Genomic DNA, 21,020 nt, shown 5'->3' on the forward strand with positions numbered 1-21,020 from the left:
CGGCCCGACCGGTAACTGTCTCAAGGGACAGTGGACTCAGGCGAGTTGGTGATGTTCGTATGGACCCCGGCCCAGTCCGGGCCATCAACCACAGCTACGTGAAAGGCAACGACATGCAGCGCACTGCACTCCGTCGCGTCGCCGCCACGGCCATCGCGCTCGCCGCCCTCGGCGCCGGCGCGCTCGCCACGGCCGGCTCGGCCTCCGCGGCCACCGGCAAGAACGGCTACCTGGAGAGCGGCGAGTTCGGCCTGTACTACAACTCGTACCAGGGCGGCGCGGTCTTCGACCTCTACGTCTCCGACGACAACTTCGACGACGACTGGTTCCCGGGTCCGGGCAACGGCGCCGGCCAGAAGGTGAACGACAACACCGCCTCGTACCGCAACGCGGACTCGAACACCTGGTGGGTCTACACCGACGCGTACGCCGGTGGCGTCGAGGGCAGCCTGCCGGTCGGTTACTCCGGCAACGCGTCCACGACCTTCAAGAACCAGATCTCCTCGGCCTACTACTACAAGGCCCGTTGATCCTGAGGTCCGCACCACCAGCTGAACCGCCGGAGTAGCTTCCAGACCCCGGCACACGCACGACCGTGGCAGCCGTTGCTCCGCCCGAATGAGGCGGGCAGAGCAACGGCTGCTCCCATGGTAGACACGCACACGTCTCTGGAGCAGCCCCATGCGTCCACTCGCCGCCCGCGCGACCGTTCTCCTCCTGAGCGCCGCGCTCCTCACCGCCTGTTCCTCCGAGTCCGGAGGCGGTGACGGAGGTTCCGCGAAGGAACCGGAGATCGGCACGGTTCCCCGGATGCTGTCGACGACGGGCCTCGCCTTCCCCCTGGACGGTTACGCGACCACCGAGGACCAGCGCCGCAAGCTGGAGCGGGCCCAGTCACGGGTGGTCGGCGACTGCATGACGCGCTTCGGCTTCACGTACGAACTGCCCGTGTCTCCCGCCCCGAGCAGCCGCTCCGGGGAGTCCCGTCGCTACGGTCTCACCGACCCTGCTGTCGCGGCCCGCTACGGCTACATCCCGAACCGGGGCGCCGAGCCGCCGACGAAGCCCGCCGCCCAGACCCTCAGCGCGAGCGGCAAGCTCGCGCTCAACGGCCCCACCGACTACAAGGGCCCCCAGCCGGCCAGTCTGGAAGAGGCCAGGGCCAAGGACAGCGGCAAGACCCTCAACGGGCAGAAGGTGCCCATCGGCGGCTGCATCCGGGAGAGCTTCCTGACGGTCTACGCGCCGAAGAAGGGCGCGGTGGACGCCCTGTTCGTCACCAACCTGGGCATGGACGCCAACGCCCGCTCCCGCGAGGACTCCCGGGTCATGGCCGCCGTGAAGGCCTGGTCCGCCTGCATGGCCGAGAAGGGCTACAAGACGGACGAGCCCGTCAGCCCGCAGAGCGACCTGGGGCTCAACCCGAACACCTACGGGGGTCCGAAGGCGATCGCCGCCGCCCGGCAGGACGTCGCCTGCAAGGAAAAGGCCAACCTCGTCGGCATCTGGTACACCGTCGAAACCGCCTACCAGAAGCGGAACATCGAGCAGAACGCCGAGACCCTGAACCAGGCGAAGAGCGAGCTCAACGACCGTTTGAAGCTGGCGGCCACGCTGGTCGGCTGAGCCGCGGGCCGGGAAGCACAGGCCGGCCGCTTGGTCGTTTTCCGGCCGACGGGACGTCCCAGGGACGTCCCGTTCCGGCCGCGCGGGCATGGTTTCTTGACGCGATCCGGTTACCGTTCCCCTCGGGAACGAGTGCTGCGCTTCCGTCGCACCGTGCCCAACGAATGCATTCTCTGGGGGGAGACTCATGCATCGTCAGTGCCCGTACTGCCGACCCGAACAGGTCGGGGGCGACGCCACCCGAGCCGCCAGGATCAACCCGGTCACCACCGCGTTACGCCACCTGGACGCCCTGACCGACCGCGAGGTCGAGGTCCTCTGGGCGATGCCCGGCGGGGAGTCCAACACGGATCTGGCCGAGTACCTCGGCATCACCGAGCGCACCGTCAAGTTCCACGTCACCAACATGCGCGAGAAGCTGGGCGGCCTCTCGCGCGCCCAGCTCCATCTGCTCGCCCTGCTCGCCGAGGCGGTCCTGCCACACCGTCACTGTCACCACGACGTGCCCGGCCGGAGCACCGAGCTGCGCGCCCGCGTGCCCCGGCCCCTGAAGACCCGGCAGTTCGCCGGAGTCGTCAGGCACTGCGCCTGACGGCGCTCACGCCTTCGGCGCCACCTTCGACAGACCGTTGATGATGCGGTCCATCGCGTCGCCGCCCGTCGGGTCGGTGAGGTTGGCCAGCATCTTCAGCGTGAACTTCATCAGCAGCGGGTGCGTCAGACCACGCTGGGTCGCGATCTTCATGATCTTCGGGTTTCCGATGAGCTTCACGAAGGCACGGCCCAGCGTGTAGTACCCGCCGTAGGTGTCCTTGAGGATCTGCGGGTAGTTCCGCAGCGCCAGCTCACGCTGGGCGGGGGTCGCGCGCGCGTGCGCCTGGACGATGACGTCGGCCGCGATCTGGCCCGACTCCATGGCGTACGCGATGCCCTCGCCGTTGAACGGGTTGACCAGGCCGCCCGCGTCACCGACGAGCAGCAGGCCCTTGGTGTAGTGCGGCTGGCGGTTGAAGGCCATCGGCAGGGCCGCGCCGCGGATCGTCGTCGTCATGTTGTCCGGGGTGAAGCCCCAGTCCTCCGGCATCGAGGCGCACCAGGCCTTGAGGACCTCGCGCCAGTCCAGCTCCCGGAACGCCGAGGAGGAGTCGAGGATGCCCAGGCCGACGTTGGACGTGCCGTCGCCCATGCCGAAGATCCAGCCGTAGCCGGGGAGCAGCCGGTCCTGCGGACCGCGCCGGTCCCACAGCTCCAGCCAGGACTCCAGGTAGTCGTCCTCGTGCCGGGGGGTCTTGAAGTACGTCCGGACGGCGACGCCCATCGGCCGGTCCTCGCGCCGGTGCAGGCCCATGGCGAGGGAGAGCCGGGTGGAGTTGCCGTCGGCGGCGACGACGAGCGGCGCGTGGAAGGTGACCTCGCGCTTCTCCTCGCCCAGCTTCGCGTGGACACCGGTGATCCGGCCCGTACGGTCGTCGATGATCGGCGCGCCGACGTTGCAGCGCTCGTACAGCCGGGCGCCGGACTTCTGCGCCTGGCGGGCGAGCTGCTCGTCGAAGTCGTCGCGCTTGCGGACGAGCCCGTAGTCCGGGTACGAGGCGAGCTCCGGCCAGTCCAGTTCGAGCCGGACGCCACCCCCGATGATCCGCAGGCCCTTGTTCCGCAGCCAGCCGGCCTCTTCGGAGATGTCGATGCCCATGGAGACGAGCTGCTTCGTGGCGCGCGGGGTGAGGCCGTCGCCGCAGACCTTCTCGCGCGGGAACGCCGTCTTCTCCAGGAGCAGGACGTCGAGACCGGCCTTGGCCAGGTAGTACGCGGTGGTGGAGCCGGCCGGGCCTGCCCCGACGACGATCACATCTGCGGTGTGCTCGGAGAGGGGCTGCTCGGTCACGGCGGATCTCCCGAAGGGGTCGAGGGAAGGATGGGGAAATTTTATGGCGGCGGGGCCGGGCGTCAGGCCTTGAAGCCGCGGTGCAGGGCGACGATGCCGCCCGTCAGGTTGCGGTACGCCACCTTCGACCATCCGGCCTTCTGCAGCATGCCCGCCAGCGTCGGCTGGTCCGGCCAGGACTGGATGGACTCCGCCAGGTACACGTACGCGTCGGGGTTGGAGGACACGGCACGGGCCACCGGCGGCAGCGCGCGCATCAGGTACTCCTCGTACACCGTGCGGAACGGCGCCCAGGTGGCGTGCGAGAACTCGCAGATGACGACCCGGCCGCCGGGCTTCGTCACCCGGTACAGCTCGCGCAGCGCCTGGTCGGTGTCCTGGATGTTCCGCAGCCCGAAGGAGATCGTGACCGCGTCGAACACGTCGTCGCGGAAGGGCAGCTTCGTGCCGTCGCCCGCCGTGAACGGCATCCACGGGTGCTTCTTCTTGCCCACCTGGAGCATTCCGAGGGAGAAGTCGCACGGCACGACGTACGCCCCCGCCCGCACGAACGGCTGCGAGGAGGTGGCGGTGCCGGCGGCCAGGTCCAGGACCTTCTGCGCGGGACGGGCGTCGACCGCCTTCGCGACCTCCTTGCGCCAGCGGCGGTCCTGCCCGAGGGAGAGCACGTCGTTGGTCAGGTCGTAGTTCGCCGCCACGTCGTCGAACATCGAGGCGACTTCGTGCGGCTGCTTGTCCAGGGATGCTCGGCTCACCCGGCCATTGTGGCAGCCACCCCCCGGGCGGGCGGGGACCGGCCCCGGCCCCCCCGGAAAAAACCCGGGATCCGCCTTCAACCTTTTTCCGGCGAGCGCGCTCAAGGAAGGGTGACAGTGCTGACGAAGGGAGCGAGATGCCGTCACCGCTTGGCTCGGACGCCGGGTTCGAGGAGTTCGCCCGATCCGCGCAGACGCGGCTGTACCGCACCGCGTACCTCCTGTGCGGGGACGCGGAGACCGCCCGCGACCTCACACAGACCACCCTCGCCAAGCTCTTCCAGCACTGGCGGAGGGCCGGATCGGCGGAGCATCCCCATGCCTACGCCAAGACGGTGCTCACCCGCACGTTCCTCTCCGAACGGCGACGCCGACTGCGTGATCTGCTCGCCTTCACCAAGACCGGCGGGCTCGGCCCGGCGCGGGCCACCGAACAGCCGGACCTCCGGGTCACGCTGCTCGCCGCGCTCGCCGAGCTGCCACCCAGGGCCCGCGCCATGGTCGTCCTTCGCTACTGGGAGGACCTGAGTGTGGAGACCGTCGCCTCGCTGATGCGCTGCAGCGAGGCGACGGTCAAAAGCCAGTGCTCACGCTCACTGGCCAGGCTCAGGGACCACCTCGGCGAGGCACACCTCTACACCGCCGATCCCCACCACCTTCACCACACCATCGGAAGCTGAGGCCCCGAGTGGACGACGAAACGATGCTCCGACGTGCCATGGACCGGACGGCACAGGACCTTCCCCCCCTTCCCGACCTCGCTCCCTCCGCGATGCGCCTGGGCCGCAGGCGCCGCGCACGCGCCCGGCTGACCGTCGCCGGCGGCGTCTTCGGGACCGTGACCGCGGCCGCCCTTGGACTCTCCCTGTTCTCGGGCGCCGACACCGGCGTGGCCGTGCCCGCCGCGCCGCCGGCCGCCTTCCCCTCGGCGTACCACACGCCCGTGGCGGCGCAGCCGACTCCGGGACAGACTCCGCCCGAGAAGCTCTCCGACGCCGAGAGCGCCCGGCACGCCCAGTTCCAGCAGCAGGTGTCGGCCCTCCTCGACGAACTCCTTCCGACGTCCGTCACGGACATCCGGCCGGTCGCGGACGAGGTCTCCGCCTACCGGATCACATCGGGCGGCCAGGCCTTCCACGTGACGCTGTCCATCCGGCCCGCGGAGGGCGCGCGCCTCCAGGACTGCCGGGACATCCCGTCGAAGAGGACGACGTGCGAGAAGGCCGATCTGGGCGGGGGCCGGACCGCGCAGGTGTACGCGATGGCCGTGAACAAGCCCGAGACCCTGGCGTCCATGGTCGTCACGCGGTACGGCAGGAGCAGCGTGCTGCTGTCCGTCAGCCCCTCGGACGCCGCCTCGGCGCCCGTGACACCGGACCAGCTGCTGACCGTCGTACGCGACGCGCGCTTCACGGATCTGCTGAAGTACGCGGACGAGTACCCGGTGCAGAAGAAGAGCACCCCGGTCCGCGGCGGCTGAACCGGGGGCCCTAGCGCCGCCGGAAGACCAGCCGGCCTTCGACGACGGTCGCGACACAGGTCGACGCGCCGAGGCGGACGAGCGCCGCCCGGTCCGGGACGTCGAAGACGGCGAAGCGGGCGGGGCCGCCCGGCACCAGGCCGGGCAGCAGCACCAGCGGCGCCGGGGAGAAGGCCGGCGGGCCGGGGAGCCGCTCCGGGCGGCGGCCGACGGCCAGACCGGCCCGGCGCACGGCGTCCACGGCGGCCCGGCCGCGGAGTTCACCGGCGACGGCGACCGTGCCGTGCGCGAGGAGCCGCTGCACACCGCGGCGCGCGGAGGCGCCACGGCGGGCGGGGTCGGCCCGGAAGATCTCCCGCGCCCGCTCCCCCGTGATCGGCTCGGTGCCGAACTCGGCGGCCTCCCGGGGGTCCGGGTGGTACGTCTCCTCCAGGAGCTCCGGCCCGTACGGGTTGAGGAGTCCGGGCGTGAGGATGCCGGGCCACCGCCGCAGCCGGGCGTTCAGGGGGGTCCCCCCTGCTCGAGCGGAGCCGAGAGCCTGGGGGAGCTGCTCGGCCAGGTCCTCGTACGGGCCGACGGCGGCGACGAGGGCGCCGTCGACCAGGACGGCGCTCTCGGGTGTCGCCTCGGCGACGTGGAGGGTCAGCACCGGCGTCAGTTGGCGTCGAGGAGCTTCAGCTCGGGGTGCGCCGTGCCGCCCTCGATCGCCACGGACGAGATGTGCGAGGCGACGCGCTCGTCGACCGGGTCGTTCGCCGGGTCGTCGTGGACGACGAGGTGCTCGTACGTGGTGCTGCGCTGGGCCGGGACGCGGTCCGCCGTGCGGATCATGTCGATCATCTCGCGCAGGTTGGAGCGGTGCTTGGCTCCGGCGGAGGAGACGACGTTCTCCTCCAGCATGATCGAGCCGAGGTCGTCCGCGCCGTAGTGCAGGGTCAGCTGGCCGATCTCCTTGCCGGTGGTCAGCCACGAGCCCTGGATGTGGGCGACGTTGTCGAGGAAGAGCCGGGCGATGGAGATCATGCGCAGGTACTCGAAGAGCGTGGCCTGCGTCTGGCCCTTGAGGTGGTTGTTCTCGGGCTGGTACGTGTACGGGATGAAGGCCCGGAAGCCGCCCGTCCGGTCCTGCACGTCACGGATCATCCGCAGGTGCTCGATCCGCTCGGCGTTGGTCTCGCCGGTGCCCATCAGCATGGTGGAGGTGGACTCGACGCCCAGCTTGTGGGCGATCTCCATGATCTCCAGCCAGCGCTCGCCGCTCTCCTTGAGCGGGGCGATCGCCTTGCGCGGCCGCTCGGGCAGCAGCTCGGCGCCGGCGCCCGCGAAGGAGTCGAGCCCCGCGGCGTGGATGCGGGTGATCGCCTCCTCGACGGAGACGCCGGAGATGCGGGCCATGTGCTCGACCTCGGAGGCGCCGAGGGAGTGGATGACCAGCTGCGGGAAGTCCTTCTTGATGGCGGCGAAGTGCTTCTCGTAGTACTCGACGCCGAAGTCCGGGTGGTGGCCGCCCTGGAACATGATCTGGGTGCCGCCGAGCTCCACGGTCTCCGCGCAGCGGCGCAGGATGTCGTCGAGGTCCCGGGTCCAGCCCTTCTTGGTGTCCTTCGGGGCGGCGTAGAACGCGCAGAACTTGCACGCCGTCACGCAGACGTTCGTGTAGTTGATGTTCCGCTCGATGATGTACGTCGCGATGTGCTCGGTCCCCGCGTACCGGCGGCGGCGGACCGCGTCGGCGGCGGCGCCCAGCGCGTGCAGGGGCGCCGAGCGGTAGAGGTCGAGCGCCTCCTCGGGGGTGATCCGGCCACCCGCGGCGGCGCGGTCGAGAACAGACTGGAGTTCGGCCTTCTCGGTCACCGGGTGCGTCCCTTTCGGAGGGGTTCTGATCGACCGAACCAGCCTACGCCAGGGGTCCTCGCGTCTTCCGCAGGGTGTGGGTCGGCGGCGGCCGGAGTCCGGGGAGGGGGTCCGGCCGGTGAGGCACGCGCGGGAATCCGGCGAATATTCGGTGAATTACGGGGGCGCCGCGGGCCCACCGGATTTACCGGATCCGCCGGGAGAGCGACCCCGCATTCCCGGTGGCGCCGGGAAAGGCCCGCCCGGCGCACGGGAGGGCCCACCGGTATTTCTTTCCCGCCTCATTCCCCGCGGCTTCGCCGCTATCGCACGGGGGGCGGCAGGAGTTCCACCGCGACGTCCGCCGGGAAGCCGGTCGTGGGGCCGGTGCGGCGGGCGAACTCCCGTACGCCGGCGAGCTGCTCGGGGCCGAATCGGAAGTCGAGCGTACGGAAGTACCGCTCCAGGAGTTCGGCGTCGAAGGTCTCCCAACGGGCGGCCTGCTCGGCGACCTTGGCGACCTCTTCGAGGGAGAGGTCGCGCGAGGCGAGGAACGCCCGGTGGACGTCGTGGACCGTCTCGGGCTCGCGGGCCAGGAAGTCCTTGCGGGCCGCCCACACCGCGAAGACGAACGGCAGGCCCGTCCACTCCTTCCACATCAGCCCCAGGTCGTGGACCTGGAGGCCGAGCCGGGGCGCGTCGTGCAGGGAGGCCCGGAGCGCGGCGTCGCCGATCAGGACGGCGGCGTCCGCCTCCTGCATCATCAGGCCCAGGTCCGGCGGGCAGGTGTAGTAGTCGGGCCGGACCCCGTACTGCTCGGCCAGGAGCAGCTGGGCGAGGCGTACCGAGGTGCGGGAGGTGGAGCCGAGGGCCACGCGCGCGCGGTCGAGCTCCGCCAGGGGCCGCTGGGAGACGATCACGCAGGACATGACGGGCCCGTCGCAGCCGACGGCGATGTCGGGGAGCGCGACCAGGTCGTCGGCGTTGCGGAGGTATTCGACGAGGGTGATGGGCCCGATGTCGAGATCGCCCCGGACGAGGCGCTCGCTGAGCTTCTCCGGGGTGTCCTTCGTGAGCTCGAGATCGAGGAGCGTCCCGGTCCTGGCCAGGCCCCAGTAGAGGGGAAGGCAGTTCAGGAACTGGATGTGCCCGACGCGGGGCCGGCTGCGCTGCTGGTCGTCGGTTGCTTTGTCCACATCGTGAGGCTAGACCCGTCTCGCAGTGTGGGCATCGGCGGGGCACGCGCGTCAGCGCACGGAACGGAATCAAACATGCGGGTGACGTGATCTTTCCCTCTACCGCCCCGAGCGTCCTGCGTGCTACGCTCAACGCAAGTTGCAGTTTGGTTTCCCTTGCAGTACAGAGCCTGCGGAGCATGTGACCCGCAGGCTTTTGTAGTTTTCAGACTTGTTTGCAGGTTCTGGAGCAGGGCGACCCTTTGGCCCATAGGAGGGCTCATGGCTACCGGAACCGTGAAGTGGTTCAACGCTGAAAAGGGCTTCGGCTTCATCGCCCAGGACGGCGGCGGCCCGGATGTCTTCGTCCACTACTCCGCGATCAACGCGAACGGCTTCCGCTCGCTCGAGGAGAACCAGCTCGTGACCTTCGACGTCACGCAGGGCCCGAAGGGCCCGCAGGCGGAGAACGTCACCCCGGCCTAAGTTGCCCGGGTCGGCGAACGCGCACGACTAGAGCAGTACCCAAGGAGCCCCGCTCCGTGCCGCACGGCACGAGCGGGGCTCCTGCCCTTTCAGCAGCTGGGGATCACGGTCCCGTTGTTGTCGCGGGCCTCGTCGTTGCCCCAGCGCGACAGGTAGTACGCGGAGACGTACGCTCCGTAGCCGTTCTTGCCGGCGTAGACGGTGTCGAGGTCGGTCCGCAGCCACCAGTGGTTGTAGTTCCCGGAGCCGTCGCGGACCTCGGCGCCCCAGACCTTGCAGTACACGTAGTTCGTGCCCGCGTTCAGGACGCCCTGCGGGTCGTTCGTGTTCGCCTGGGCGTAGCCGGTGGCGTTGGCGAAGGTGTCCACCCAGTACGTGCCGCCTCCCCCGCCCGAGCAGCCGTTGTCGCTGGTCAGGGACTTGGAGCCGTAGGACGACGGGTAGGGGGCGAGGGAGACGCCGTTGATCACGATGGTCTGGCCGACGCCGTTGTAGAGCTGCTCGTAATGGATGTGGGCGCCGGAGCTGTTGCCCGTGGTGCCGGTGGTGCCGATCTGCTGTCCCTGGGAGACCGCGGCGCCGTCGGCGACGGAGTAGGCGTTGAGGTGGAAGTAGTACGTCTTCCAGCCGCCTCCGTGGTCGATCACGATGTAGTTCCCGGCGCCGGTCGGCTGGGAGTAGCGGTAGGCGGTGCCGGACGCCGAGGCGAGGACCGGGGTGCCTGCGGTGGTGCCGCCGTCGGAGCGGATGAAGTCGAGCGCCTGGCGGACCTCGGCCGAGTGGTGGCTGTAGGTCCAGGTCTGCCCGCAGGGGAAGGGCGCCTTGAAGAGCGGCGCCGCCTGGGCGGGGCCGGCGGTGACGAGCGCGGTGAGCAGGCCCGCGACGAGCGCGAGGAGGGTGCCGAGGGGGGTGATCCGTGCACGCATACGTCCTCCGGGACATGGCTGGAACATGGCTGGGGCATGGGTCGACGCGCGTTGAACGGACCTCAGGGTGCCGGAAGATCACGGGTCGCAGTAGCCCGCGAGAACCACACCCGTACCGCGGCGGTTACGTAGTCTGGACACATGACCGAACGCAAGCCGCCCGGAGTCAGCTTCGAGTCGTTCGTCGACAAACAGATCCGCGAGGCCGCGGAGCGCGGTGATTTCCGGAGCCTGTCCGGCTTCGGCAAGCCCCTCCCCGACGACTCGGCCCCGTACGACGAACTGTGGTGGATCAAGGGGAAGATGCACCGCGAGGGCGCTTCGGTCCTGCCGCCCTCGCTCGCCCTGCGCAAGGCGGCCGAGGACGCGGAGGCCGAGGTCGCCGCGGCCGTCTCGGAGAGCCAGGTCCGCCGCATCCTCGGGGAGATCAACACCCGGATCGCCGAAGCCCTCGCCCGCCCGCCGGCCGGTCCCCCGCTGAACCTGAGGCCCTTCGACGTGGAGGCCGCGGTGGAGCGGTGGAGGGCGGAACGTTCCTAGACCCCCGGGTCCCCGACCTTGAGGAGCCCCCATGAACAGCGCCGGTCTGCTGGTCGACTCGTTCGGCCGGATCCGCGAGGTCGTCCACGAAACCGTGGAGGGCCTCACCGACGAGGAGCTCGCCGCCCGCGTCGACCCCGACGCCAACACGGTCGCCTGGCTCGTCTGGCACCTCACCCGGGTCCAGGACGACCACCTCGCGGACGCCTTCGACACGGACCAGCTGTGGACCTCGGACGGCTGGGCGGACCGCTTCGGGCTGCCCTTCCCGAAGCGCGCCACGGGCTACGGGATGACGAGCGCGCAGGTCGGCGCGGTCCGCGCCTCCGCGGAGCTGCTGCTCGGCTACCACGACGCCGTGCACGCCCGCACCGAGGACCTGATCCGTACGGTCACGAACGCCGACCTGAACCGGATCGTCGACACCCGCTGGGACCCGCCGGTCACCCTCGGCGTCCGCCTGGTGTCGGTGATCGCGGACGACCTCCAGCACGCGGGGCAGGCGGCGTACGTACGGGGTGTGGTGGAGCGGAGGGGGTAGCCGCCGCACACCCGTCCGCGGCCGAGGCGAATTTTCCGCCTATCGGCGTACAACCTCATGATCACTTCGCATGTCTGACCGAGCGTCGCACGCATGCGCGCGTGCGACGACGTTCGGTTCTCACGGGGGAAAACTTGAACGCACCACGCACCTCGCGCCGCCTCGGATGGCCCGCGCGGGCCGATCGACGCTGCCCGGAAGACCGGCCTCCCCATGGCCGGCGGCAGGTGCGAGCAGCCGGAGCCCCAGCGGCCCCGAGCGGCGCCAACACCCCGTACCAGCGGGTCTTCTGACGCACCGCCACCGGGGCGCGCCCCTCCGGCGCGCCCCCGTCCTTCTCCCTCCTCACGAAGGATCGACCACGTGCACACCCGTACCTCGCGGCCCCGGCTCGCCGCCGCCGTGACCGCCGTCCTCGCCGTCACGGCGGGCCCGGCCCTCACCGTCGCCACCCCGGCCACGGCGGCCCCCGCGGCCGTCGCGGCCCCGGTCCAGGCCACCGACACCGTGGGCACCATCGCGGACGACGCCCACGTCGTCAGCGCGGGCACCACCGGCTACCTCACCCGCCGGACCGGCTCCAACTCCACGAACACGTACTACTGGACGAGGTTCGCGGACGGCACGACCAGGGCCCTGGACCCCGCCTACGTGTACACCGGCGGCCGCTCGGACTTCGTCGTGGCGCGCAAGCCGACCGAGTCCACCTACCAGCTGATGGACATGGCCCACCCGGAGGCCAGGCCGATCGCGCTGTCGTACGGCGACCAGAGCTACTACCTCGCCGGGGTGGCCGGTGAGTCCCTGGTCATGACCCACTACGACTACGGCGCGAACGTACTCGACGCGTTGCTCATGAGCCGCCCGGACGGCTGGTCGAGCTCTCCGGTCACCCGCGATCTGGCACTGCCCGTCGACGCGCGGAACGTGCGCGTCTCGGCCACCACCCCCGACACGGCGCTGCTCCAGTACCAGAGGGGCACCGGCAGCGAGGCCGAGCACTTCCTCGCCTCCGTCGAGCTCGCCACCGGCACCCTCACCAAGACCGTCTCCGTCGGCACCACCGCGCCGAAGAGCGGCGTCTACCTGACGGCCACCCGGTTCGCGTGGATCGCCAACCCGACCGGCACCGCCGCGCAGCTCGTCACCGAGCCGCGCGGCGAGGGCGAGCGGACCTCCATGAGTCTCGGCGCCACCTACGCCAACTCCCCGCTCGAACTCGGCATCCTGGACGGCTGGGCCGTGACCGCCGAGAGGGGCGGCGGCACCGCCACCCATGCCTCCGGGCAGTTCCCGCTGACGGCCCGCTCCCTGAGCGACCCGTCCGTCGCCTTCAGGCTCCTCGACCACGTCGACTCCATGGCCTCGGCCCCCGACGGCTCGCTGATCGTGCGCGGCGGCTCGCTGACCGGCGGCGGCGAGGGCGTGTACCGGATCGCGAACGGCGAGAACGGCACTCCGGTCGCCACCCTCGTCTCGACCACCGGCAAGAAGACGGAGCTCACCTTCGCGCAGGCCCCGAACGTCCCGGCCACCGTGGACCTCGACGCGAGCGGCGGCACCGCCTCCCTCTCCTGGTCCCTGAACCGGTCCAACGCCCAGGGCACCGTGACCCTTCGGCACGTCGCCACCGGCAAGCGGGCCCAGGTGTCCTTCAGCGGCTACGACGGCGTGGTCCGCGAGACGGGCGTCGTCACCTTCAACTGGGGCGGCCTGGTCGCCCCGGCCGTCGGCGGCTACGCCTCCCTTGCGCCGAGCGGCGACTACGTCTGGGAGTTCACGGCGAAGCCGCTCAACGGCATCGGGCCCGACCTGGTGAAGTCGGGCACCTTCAAGGTCGCCCGCAAGGCGGGCCTGCACGACTACACGAACAACGGCAGCCCCGACCTGCTCTCCCGCGACTCCTCCGGCCGCCTCTTCCGCGACGACACCGTCAAGGTCCCGTCCTCCGCCGAGGTCTACTCGCCGGAGCGGGTCCAGATCGGCACCGGCTGGCAGATCTACAACCAGCTGGAGGCCGTCGGCAACATCGCGGGCGCCCCGGCCGGCGACCTCGTCGCCCGGGACTCCTCCGGCGTGCTGTGGGAATACCTCGGCAAGGGCGACGGCACCTTCGCCACCCGGGTCAAGATCGGCTCCGGCTGGAACGCGTACAACAAGATCACCGGCGGCAGCGACGTCAACGGCGACGGCCGCTCCGACCTCCTCGCCACCGACACCTCCGGCGTCCTGTGGTTCTACAAGGGCACGGGCGACTACCGGGCGCCGTTCGCCGGCCGCGTCCGCGTCGGCGGCGGCTGGGGCGCCTACAACCAGATCACCGCCGTCGGGAACATCGCCGGCACGGCCCACGGCGACCTCGTCGCCCGCGACACCTCCGGCGTCCTCTGGCTCTACCAGGGCGCCGGAAACGGCACCTTCGCCACCCGGGTCAAGATCGGCGGCGGCTGGGGCTCCTTCACCCACCTCGTCGGCGTCGGCGACGCCGACCGCGACGGCCTGAACGACCTCTACGCCGTCAGCGCCTCCGGCTCCCGCCTCTACCCCGGCAGCGGCAGCACGACCGCCCCGTTCAAGCCGGGTGTCTACACCTCGGTGAACTCGGACGCGGCCCACTACAACTCGACCTTCTAAGGAAAGCGAACGTGAAGCACACCCGCATCTCCGGCGGCCGCCTGGCCGCCGCGCTGCTCACCCTGTCCACGGTCACCGCCGTGACCGGCACCCTCGTCACGGTCCCGGCCGTCGCGGCCGTCCCCGCCGCCGTCGCCGGGGCGCAGGCGGCCGCCGAGGCGAACCTGCCGCTGGACGCCGAGGTCGTCAGCACCGGCACCACCGGCTACCTCACGTCCCGCAAGAACGAGGCCGGCGACCCGGTCCTGGAATGGCACGCGTACGCCGACGGCTCGGTGGTGCAGGTCGGCTCCGGCCTCCAGGGCCACGACAGCTACTCCGACTTCGCCGTGATGAGCAACGGCGGTGCCTCGGTCCAGATCCGGGACATGAAGGCCGGTACGAACTGGTCCACGACGTTCTTCGACCTCTACTCCGAGTTCAAGCCCGGCGCCCAGCTCGTCGGCGTCGTCGGCGACAACCTCTTCGTGAGCGTTCCGAGCGGCACCGAGAACTACCGCGAGCTGTGGAAGCTCGCCAAGGTCAACGGCGTCAGCCAGAAGGCGAAGCTGTCGTCCCGCACGCGCAACGTGGACTACAAGGTCGTCGCCTCCGACGGTACGAACATGGTCGTCCTCGGCACCGAGATGGTGCAGTCCACGTCGGGCATGGTGCCCTCCTGGTGGACCGCGACCACGACCCCCACCGCGAACCAGGTCATCGACTGGGGCGGCTCGTCGGGCACCCGCGAGTGGTACCCGACGTCCACCGGCGCCCTCACGGCCACCCACCGGGCCGTGGTCATCAAGTCGCAGTTCGAGGGCACCCCCGAGATCTCCGTGGACAGCGGCGCCCTGCGCATCCCGCTGACCGGCGCGCTGAGCGGCGGGATCGTCGCCGGCATCGTCGGTGACGTGGTCCTGTACGGCGTCCCGGGCACGGCCGGGAGCGATGCGCTGAGCCCGCTGTACGCGCGGAACATCAAGGACCCGGCCGCCGCCCCGTACAAGGTCCTGGAGCACTTCTCCAGCGTGGCCCACGCCCAGGACGGCTCCCTGCTCGTGCGCGGCGCCACGACCGCCTCCGACGGCCTGTTCCGGATCTCCGGCGGCGTCGGCGGCGCCCGCCCGACCGCCGAGCTCAAGGCGGACACGGGCCGGTCCCTCGGCCTCCAGGTGGTCGAGTCGAAGGTCCCCGCCACCGCGGACCTGGAGAAGCCGGGCTCGACGGTCCCGATGCAGTGGTCCCTGTCCCGTGACAGCGCCTCCGTGCAGCTGACCCTCACGCACACGGCCACCGGCAAGAAGTTCACGTACAAGCCCTCGCAGCCGCTCACCGGCAGCGTCTTCGGCTACACGTGGAACGGCATCATCGAGGGCATCAGCGCCCCGAACGGCGCCTACTCCTGGCAGCTCACCGCCACCCCCACCGACGGCGTCGGCAGCCCGGCGACCGCGTCGGGCTCCTTCCAGGTCAAGCGCCTGAACAACCCGCACGACTACAACGACAACGGCTCCACCGACGTCCTCGCGCGGAACGCCGCCGGCGAGCTGTGGCGGGACGACTTCTTCGACTGGCCCGTGAGTGGCCAGCCGAAGACCGCGAAGCGGACGAAGATCGGCAACGGCTGGGGCATCTACAAGCAGGTCGAGGCCGTCGGCAGCGTCGGCGGCGCCGCCCACGGCGACCTCGTCGCGGTCGACGCCGCGGGCGACCAGTGGCTCTACCTCGGCAAGGGCGACGGCACCTTCGCCCCCCGCGTGAAGGTCGGCACCGGCTGGCAGATCTACAACAAAATCACCGGCGGTTCGGACCTCGACGGCGACGGCCGCGCCGACCTGGTCGCCACGGACAGCGCCGGCTACCTGTTCTTCTACAAGGGCACCGGCAACTACGCGAAGCCGTTCGCGCCCCGGCTCCGGGTCAGCTCGGGCTGGAACTCCTACAACCAGATCACCATGGTCGGCAACATCGCGAACTCGCCGGTCACCGACCTCGGCGCCGGCGACATGGTCGCCCGCGACACCGCCGGCGTCCTGTGGCTCTTCCGGGGCACGGGCGGCGCCGGCTTCGAGAGCCGGATCAGGATCGGCGCGGGCTGGGGCGCCTTCTCCCAGCTCGTCGGCGGAGGTGACGTCACCGGCGACGGACGGCCGGACCTGATCGCGTACGGGTCGGGCGGCACGTACGTCTACAGCTCCACCGGCTCCTCCACCGCCCCGTTCGTCCGCCAGACGACGAACCTGTACGCGGGCGAGGGAACCAAGTTCAACGCGGTCCTCTGACCGCTCGTACAACCATTCGGCCCCTTGGGGAGTCCTGCGGGCGTGGCGAGACCGCCACGCCCGCATCCCCGGGGGAGAAACACACCTTGATGCCCACTCGTACCGCCCGCCTGCGGCTCGGCGCCGCCGTGGCGGCCGTGCTCGCCGTCACCGCGGGCGGTCTGACGACCGCCGTGCCCGCCACGGCGGCCACCGCCCCGGCCGCCGTCACCGCCGAGGCGGCCGCCTCGGCGGTCCTGCCCTACCCGACCACCGGCCGCACGGACATCGCCGGAGCCGGCACGACCGGGTTCCTGACCTGGAGCACGGGCCCGAACGACGAGCAGCACGCCGTCTGGACCCGGTACGCCGACGGTTCGACGGCCGAGCCGTGGTCCCTGAGCCAGGACTACATCGGCGTGTCCCACGCCTCCGACGTGCTCGTGCGCGTCTCGCCGTCCGGCTGGGTCACGCTCCGGGACATGACGACGAGCCAGGACGTCCTCTCCTTCTCACCGGACATCGCGGGACCCGGAGGAAGGTACGTCGGAGCCGTCGGCCGGACCGTGGTCGCCAAGGTGTCCAACGCCCAGGGCGGGCACGACGTGCACCTGCTCTCCAAGGGCGACGACGGCCGCATCGCCGACCGGCTCGTGACCAAGCTGCCGGGCGACGCGAAGGACCCGTGGGTCCGGGCCGCCACGGCCGACACCGCCCTGCTCACCTACACCTCCGCCACGGGCACGCACTGGGCCACCGTGGACCTCGCCACCGCCGCCGTCACGGAGACCGCGACCATCGCGGGCACCCCGGAGCAGTCGCCCGCCGTCGCGCTCACCGGCAAGCACGTCGCCTGGCTGGAGCGCGGCACCTCGGCCGGGTCGACCGTGGTCGTCACCGAGCGGGGCCCCGCCACCGGCACCCAGCGGATCACCGTGCCCGGCGCGACCACCTCCATCGGCCTGGTCGGCAGCTGGCTGACGTACGCGCAGTCCGGCGGGTACGAGGAGCGGAACCCGTCCCCGGCGTACTCCGTGACCGCCCGCTACCTGGGCAACGGCACGACCAAGAAGCTCATGGACGACATGGCCGGCTCGGCCGTGGCCCCCGACGGGACCCTGTACGTCCAGGGCGGCACGGTCGCGGGCGGCGAGGGCCTGTACCGGATCGCCCCCGGCGCCGACGGCGCCCCGGCCGCCACCCAGGTCGCCTCCTCCGGCGTCTCGACCAAGGTCACGCTGCTCGGGCACGACATCCCGCCGGTCGTCGACCTCGACAAGAGCGGCGGCAGGTTCACCCTCGTCTGGCAGCTCAGCCGGACCGAGGTGGAGATGACCCTGAGGATCCGCAACACCCGGACGGGCGAGACCTTTTCGGACGAGGTCCGCCCGCTCAACGTCTACGAGTACGACCCGCACAGGGCGCCGTACACCTGGAACGGCCAGCTCACCTGGAACAACACCGGCGACCTGTGGACCGGCGCGCAGAGCGGCCCGTACACCTGGGAGATCACGGCCAAGCCGCTGAACGGCATCGGCCCCGAGCTGAAGAGCTCCGGCTCGTTCACGGTCACCCGCAAGCCCGGCGCGCACGACTACGACGCCGACGGCTCGCCGGACGTGCTCATGCGGGACACCGCGGGCCGACTGTGGATCCACGACACCCTCGTCTCCCCCTCCCTCGACCCGCTGACGCAGAAGCCCTACTCGGACCGGCTGGACCAGAACCCCGGGCTGCTCGTGGGTTCGGGCTGGGGGATCTACGACCGGATCGAGGCGGCCGGGAACATCGCCGGCTCGGCCGTGAGCGACGTCGTCGCCCGCGACAAGTCCGGCGTCCTCTGGCTCTACCAGGGCACCGGACTCGCCAGGACCCCGCTGGCCACCCGGGTCCGGATCGGCGCCGGCTGGAACACGTACACCCAGCTCACCGGCGGCAGCGACCTGACCGGCGACGGCCGCCCCGACCTGGTCGCCACCGACAAGGCCGGCGACCTGTGGCTCTACAAGGCCACGGGCTCGACCACCGCGCCGTACGCGGCCCGCAGGAAGATCGGCTACGGCTGGGGCATCTACAACCAGCTCACCGCCACCGGCAACATCGCCGGAGGCCCGGCCGGAGACCTCGTCGCCCGCGACAAGGCCGGCGTCCTCTGGCTCTACCTCGGCAACGGCGACGGCACCTTCGCCGCCCGCACGAAGATCGGGGCCGGCTGGGGCGGGTACGACCAGCTGCTCGGCATCGGCGACGCGAACCGGGACGGCCGCCCCGACCTGTACGCCAAGGTGAACAACCGCACCGAGGCCATGCTCTACAAGGGCACGGGCTCCTGGAAGGCGCCGTTCGGCCCGCGGAGCGCGGTCACCTGGTACATCTCCTCCCCCGACCTCACGTACGACCTCCTCTCCTGAGACCGCTCCAAGATCGCGTACAACCATCGGCGCCGATCTTGAGTCGAACCTGATGCGGCGCCGCGAAGGCGCCGCATCAGGTCTCTGGGGGGAGAACCCAACGTGAAGCACCACCCTTCGGCCCGTCGTCTCGCCGCAGCCGTCACCGCCGTCCTCGCGGTCACCGCCGGCACGCTGGCCGCAGGCCCCGCCGCCTTCGCCACCGCTCCGGCCACCGCGCACACCGCGGCCGTCGCGTCGAACACGGCGGCGGCGCCGGTCCCGTACCCGGACGACGCGAAGATCGCGGGCGCCGGCACCACCGGCTTCCTGACCCGCTCCACGGACAGCGAGCAGAAGCTGTTCTGGACCCGCTACGCGGACGGCACGTCGACCGAGGTGACCTACGCCCAGGGCGGCGGCCTCGACGTCACCGGCACCGACATCCTCGCCATCGGGGACTCGCGCTACCCGAGCCAGTTCCGCACGTTCACGCTCCGGGACATGGGCCACCCGGAGGCCCAGTCCGTCCACTTCGACCTCGGCTCCGTCTTCCCGCAGCAGGTCGCCACGTACGTGAAGGCCGTCAGCCCCAACTCCGCCCTCGTCGAGGTCACCAAGAACGCGGACACCAAGGAGCTGCACCTCGTCGTCTCCGAGGCCGGCCGCGTCTCGGAGCGCCCGATCACCGGACTGCCCGCCTACTCGGCCGACTTCTTCACCTCCGCGCCCGTCATCGACGGCAAGGTCCTCGTCGGCTACGGATCGACCCTCTCCACGACCCAGGCCGGCGTGGCCACCGGCGGCCGCGCCGTCATCGACCTGCTGTCGGGCGAGGTCAAGGAGACGTACGCCTCCGCCACGTCCGGCTACCTCACCTACCCGCTCTTCCTCTCCGCGACCCACGTCGGCTGGGAGGAGTGGTCCGAGAACGCCGGCGAGCGCGTCGTCGTCACCGTCGACCGCACGACCGGCGCCAGGAAGACCTTCACGCTGGGCAAGCCCGAGGAGACCCTCACCGGCCTGGCCGGCGACTGGCTGGTCTACGGGCAGCCGACCGCGCTCACCGACGGCTGGAACGCGCCCCTGCGCCCGCTGCGTGCGGTGTCCCGCACGACCGTCGGCGAGCCGGTCGAACTCCTCGCGTACGCCACGTCCGTGCAGCCCGCCGCCGACGGCACGCTGCTCGCGCGCGGCGGCACGATCGAGCACGGCGAGGGCCTCTACCGGATCGCCCCCGGAGCCGACGGCACCCCCACGGCCGAGCTGGTCGCCACGACCGGCGAGCCGACCGCGCTCACCTACCTCGGCGACGACGTGCCGGACGTCATCGACTTCGCGAAGTCGCCGTCGGTCGACCTGAAGTGGCGGATGAGCCGGGTCAACGCCGACGTCTTCCTGAAGGTGACGAACCAGAAGTCCGGCCAGAGCTTCACCCGCATGATGAAGCTGAGCCGCGAGTCGGCCGGCGCGTACACCTACGACGACCACACCTTCGGGCTCTCCTGGAACGGCGTCCTGGGGGACTTCGACGGTACGCAGCCGGGCAAGGCCGCCCCCAACGGCGACTACACCTGGTCGATCCGCGCCACCCCGCAGAACGGGATCGGGCCGGTCGTCGAGCAGACGGGCACCTTCAAGATCGCCCGCTCCCCCAAGCTCCACGACTACAGCGACAACGGCACCCCGGACGTGCTCGCGCGGAACGCGGCGGGCGAGCTGTTCCGCGCCGACACCCTGAAGGGCCGCGCCTCGGGCACGCCCGTCAAGGTCGGCACCGGCTGGAACTACCCGCAGATCGAGTCCGTCGGGAACGTCGGAGGCGCGACCGCGCCCGACGTGATCGGCGTCGACTCGGCCGGCGTGCTGTGGGTGCACCCGGGCACGGGCGACGAGACGAAGCCGTTCAGCACCCGGGTCAAGGTCGGCGGCGGCTGGCAGGTCTACAACAAGCTGGCCGGCGGCTCCGACCTCGACGGCGACGGCCGCGCGGACCTGGTCGCCACCGACAAGGCGGGCGACCTGTACTTCTACAAGGGCACGGGATACCTGACCGCCCCCTTCGCCGCGCGCAAGAAGATCGGCTACGGCTGGGGCATCTACAACCAGCTCACCGCCACCGGCAACATCGCCGGCGGAGCCGCCGGAGACCTCGTCGCCCGCGACTCCTCCGGCGTCCTCTGGCTCTACCTCGGCAAGGGCGACGGCACCTTCGCGTCCCGCGTGAAGGTCGGCTCCGGCTGGAACCAGTACAGCCAGATCGTCGCCGTCGGCGACGCGACCGGCGACGGCCGCAACGACCTGTACGTCTACGGCCCGAACAACACCTCGTACGTCTACGCCGGCACGGGCAACTGGAGCGCACCGTTCGCGACGCGCACCGCCACCGACGTCCTCCTGAACGGCGGCGCGGCCTACAACCACGTCTCCTGACCCCACCCCATCACCCACCGGAAGGCAGGACCCCACACATGCTGAACCGCCCCCGGTGGGTCGCCGGCGCCGT

At 71.0% G+C, this 21,020-nt stretch carries 18 protein-coding genes; 12 read left to right on the forward strand and 6 right to left on the reverse strand.

The genetic code is table 11. From position 1 onward, the window contains the following. Window positions 1–113: 113 nt before the first annotated feature. The 3 genes from ACF07V_RS03335 (at window position 114) to ACF07V_RS03345 (ending at window position 2,218) form a co-directional block, all read left to right on the forward strand. Complete coding sequence (locus ACF07V_RS03335) at window positions 114–530, forward strand: hypothetical protein (RefSeq protein ID WP_392151147.1); 417 nt, start codon at window positions 114–116, stop codon at window positions 528–530. 151 nt (window positions 531–681) lie between these two features. After that, window positions 682–1,626 carry a hypothetical protein gene (locus tag ACF07V_RS03340; RefSeq protein WP_392151148.1) on the forward strand — a complete coding sequence of 315 codons (945 nt, stop codon included), beginning with the start codon at window positions 682–684 and terminating at the stop codon, window positions 1,624–1,626. 187 nt (window positions 1,627–1,813) lie between these two features. Next, a complete protein-coding gene (locus tag ACF07V_RS03345; RefSeq protein WP_392151149.1) occupies window positions 1,814–2,218 on the forward strand; it encodes a helix-turn-helix transcriptional regulator in 405 nt (134 codons plus the stop codon). A gap of 6 nt (window positions 2,219–2,224) precedes the next feature. Here ACF07V_RS03345 and ACF07V_RS03350 read toward each other — a convergent pair whose 3' ends face one another. Both ACF07V_RS03350 and ACF07V_RS03355 read right to left on the reverse strand, forming a co-directional pair. Further along, window positions 2,225–3,511 carry a geranylgeranyl reductase family protein gene (locus tag ACF07V_RS03350; RefSeq protein ID WP_392151150.1) on the reverse strand — a complete coding sequence of 429 codons (1,287 nt, stop codon included), beginning with the start codon at window positions 3,509–3,511 and terminating at the stop codon, window positions 2,225–2,227. Between the two features lie 62 nt (window positions 3,512–3,573). Further along, a complete protein-coding gene (locus ACF07V_RS03355) occupies window positions 3,574–4,266 on the reverse strand; it encodes a demethylmenaquinone methyltransferase (protein ID WP_392151151.1) in 693 nt (230 codons plus the stop codon). A gap of 137 nt (window positions 4,267–4,403) precedes the next feature. Between ACF07V_RS03355 and ACF07V_RS03360 the strand changes: the two genes are divergently transcribed. Together ACF07V_RS03360 and ACF07V_RS03365 are read left to right on the forward strand one after the other, a co-directional pair. Next, complete coding sequence (locus tag ACF07V_RS03360; RefSeq protein WP_392151152.1) at window positions 4,404–4,946, forward strand: SigE family RNA polymerase sigma factor; 543 nt, start codon at window positions 4,404–4,406, stop codon at window positions 4,944–4,946. Window positions 4,947–4,984: 38 nt separating this feature from the next. Then, entirely contained in the window at window positions 4,985–5,746 is a 762-nt protein-coding gene (locus tag ACF07V_RS03365) for a hypothetical protein (RefSeq protein ID WP_392151153.1), read from the forward strand. A gap of 10 nt (window positions 5,747–5,756) precedes the next feature. On the opposite strand, the gene ACF07V_RS03370 is transcribed toward ACF07V_RS03365, so the two are convergent. The 3 genes from ACF07V_RS03370 to ACF07V_RS03380 form a co-directional block, all read right to left on the reverse strand. Further along, window positions 5,757–6,395 (reverse strand): hypothetical protein, encoded by a 639-nt coding sequence (locus tag ACF07V_RS03370; RefSeq protein WP_392151154.1) that lies wholly within the window; start codon window positions 6,393–6,395, stop codon window positions 5,757–5,759. A gap of 5 nt (window positions 6,396–6,400) precedes the next feature. After that, complete coding sequence (gene mqnC, locus ACF07V_RS03375; protein ID WP_392151155.1) at window positions 6,401–7,600, reverse strand: cyclic dehypoxanthinyl futalosine synthase; 1,200 nt, start codon at window positions 7,598–7,600, stop codon at window positions 6,401–6,403. A gap of 302 nt (window positions 7,601–7,902) precedes the next feature. Continuing rightward, window positions 7,903–8,775, reverse strand: coding sequence for a menaquinone biosynthetic enzyme MqnA/MqnD family protein (locus ACF07V_RS03380; protein ID WP_392151156.1), 873 nt, complete (start codon window positions 8,773–8,775; stop codon window positions 7,903–7,905). A gap of 261 nt (window positions 8,776–9,036) precedes the next feature. Between ACF07V_RS03380 and ACF07V_RS03385 the strand changes: the two genes are divergently transcribed. Beyond that, window positions 9,037–9,240: a cold-shock protein gene (locus ACF07V_RS03385; protein ID WP_030208785.1), complete on the forward strand. Its 204-nt coding sequence runs from the start codon at window positions 9,037–9,039 to the stop codon at window positions 9,238–9,240. Window positions 9,241–9,329: 89 nt separating this feature from the next. Here the strand turns inward: ACF07V_RS03385 and ACF07V_RS03390 are convergent, their stop codons facing one another. Beyond that, window positions 9,330–10,166: a M23 family metallopeptidase gene (locus tag ACF07V_RS03390; RefSeq protein ID WP_392151157.1), complete on the reverse strand. Its 837-nt coding sequence runs from the start codon at window positions 10,164–10,166 to the stop codon at window positions 9,330–9,332. A gap of 141 nt (window positions 10,167–10,307) precedes the next feature. Here ACF07V_RS03390 and ACF07V_RS03395 point away from each other — a divergent pair, with 141 nt between their 5' ends. From ACF07V_RS03395 to ACF07V_RS03420, 6 genes are all read left to right on the forward strand, one after another. After that, the gene (locus tag ACF07V_RS03395; RefSeq protein ID WP_392151158.1) at window positions 10,308–10,706 is read left to right on the forward strand and encodes a DUF1992 domain-containing protein; all 399 of its coding nucleotides are present in this window, start codon (window positions 10,308–10,310) and stop codon (window positions 10,704–10,706) included. A 31-nt stretch (window positions 10,707–10,737) separates the two neighbouring features. Then, entirely contained in the window at window positions 10,738–11,247 is a 510-nt protein-coding gene (locus ACF07V_RS03400) for a DUF664 domain-containing protein (RefSeq protein ID WP_392151159.1), read from the forward strand. A gap of 363 nt (window positions 11,248–11,610) precedes the next feature. Then, complete coding sequence (locus ACF07V_RS03405) at window positions 11,611–13,881, forward strand: FG-GAP repeat domain-containing protein (protein ID WP_392151160.1); 2,271 nt, start codon at window positions 11,611–11,613, stop codon at window positions 13,879–13,881. 11 nt (window positions 13,882–13,892) lie between these two features. Continuing rightward, window positions 13,893–16,145, forward strand: a complete 2,253-nt coding sequence (locus ACF07V_RS03410; RefSeq protein WP_392151161.1) for an FG-GAP repeat domain-containing protein — start codon at window positions 13,893–13,895, stop codon at window positions 16,143–16,145. A gap of 89 nt (window positions 16,146–16,234) precedes the next feature. Next, entirely contained in the window at window positions 16,235–18,535 is a 2,301-nt protein-coding gene (locus ACF07V_RS03415) for an FG-GAP repeat domain-containing protein (RefSeq protein ID WP_392151162.1), read from the forward strand. Window positions 18,536–18,637: 102 nt separating this feature from the next. After that, a complete protein-coding gene (locus ACF07V_RS03420; protein ID WP_392151163.1) occupies window positions 18,638–20,947 on the forward strand; it encodes an FG-GAP repeat domain-containing protein in 2,310 nt (769 codons plus the stop codon). Window positions 20,948–21,020 lie beyond the last annotated feature (73 nt).

The organism is Streptomyces sp. NPDC015661, assembly GCF_043077765.1.
GTDB lineage: Bacteria > Actinomycetota > Actinomycetes > Streptomycetales > Streptomycetaceae > Streptomyces.

Coding starts and splice junctions, on each gene's coding strand:
- ACF07V_RS03335 (WP_392151147.1), top strand. CDS start 114: ATGCAGCGCACTGCACTCCGTCGCGTCGCCGCCACGGCCATCGCGCTC.
- ACF07V_RS03340 (WP_392151148.1), top strand. CDS start 682: ATGCGTCCACTCGCCGCCCGCGCGACCGTTCTCCTCCTGAGCGCCGCG.
- ACF07V_RS03345 (WP_392151149.1), top strand. CDS start 1,814: ATGCATCGTCAGTGCCCGTACTGCCGACCCGAACAGGTCGGGGGCGAC.
- ACF07V_RS03360 (WP_392151152.1), top strand. CDS start 4,404: ATGCCGTCACCGCTTGGCTCGGACGCCGGGTTCGAGGAGTTCGCCCGA.
- ACF07V_RS03365 (WP_392151153.1), top strand. CDS start 4,985: ATGGACCGGACGGCACAGGACCTTCCCCCCCTTCCCGACCTCGCTCCC.
- ACF07V_RS03385 (WP_030208785.1), top strand. CDS start 9,037: ATGGCTACCGGAACCGTGAAGTGGTTCAACGCTGAAAAGGGCTTCGGC.
- ACF07V_RS03390 (WP_392151157.1), bottom strand. CDS start 10,166: ATGCGTGCACGGATCACCCCCCTCGGCACCCTCCTCGCGCTCGTCGCG.
- ACF07V_RS03395 (WP_392151158.1), top strand. CDS start 10,308: ATGACCGAACGCAAGCCGCCCGGAGTCAGCTTCGAGTCGTTCGTCGAC.
- ACF07V_RS03400 (WP_392151159.1), top strand. CDS start 10,738: ATGAACAGCGCCGGTCTGCTGGTCGACTCGTTCGGCCGGATCCGCGAG.
- ACF07V_RS03415 (WP_392151162.1), top strand. CDS start 16,235: ATGCCCACTCGTACCGCCCGCCTGCGGCTCGGCGCCGCCGTGGCGGCC.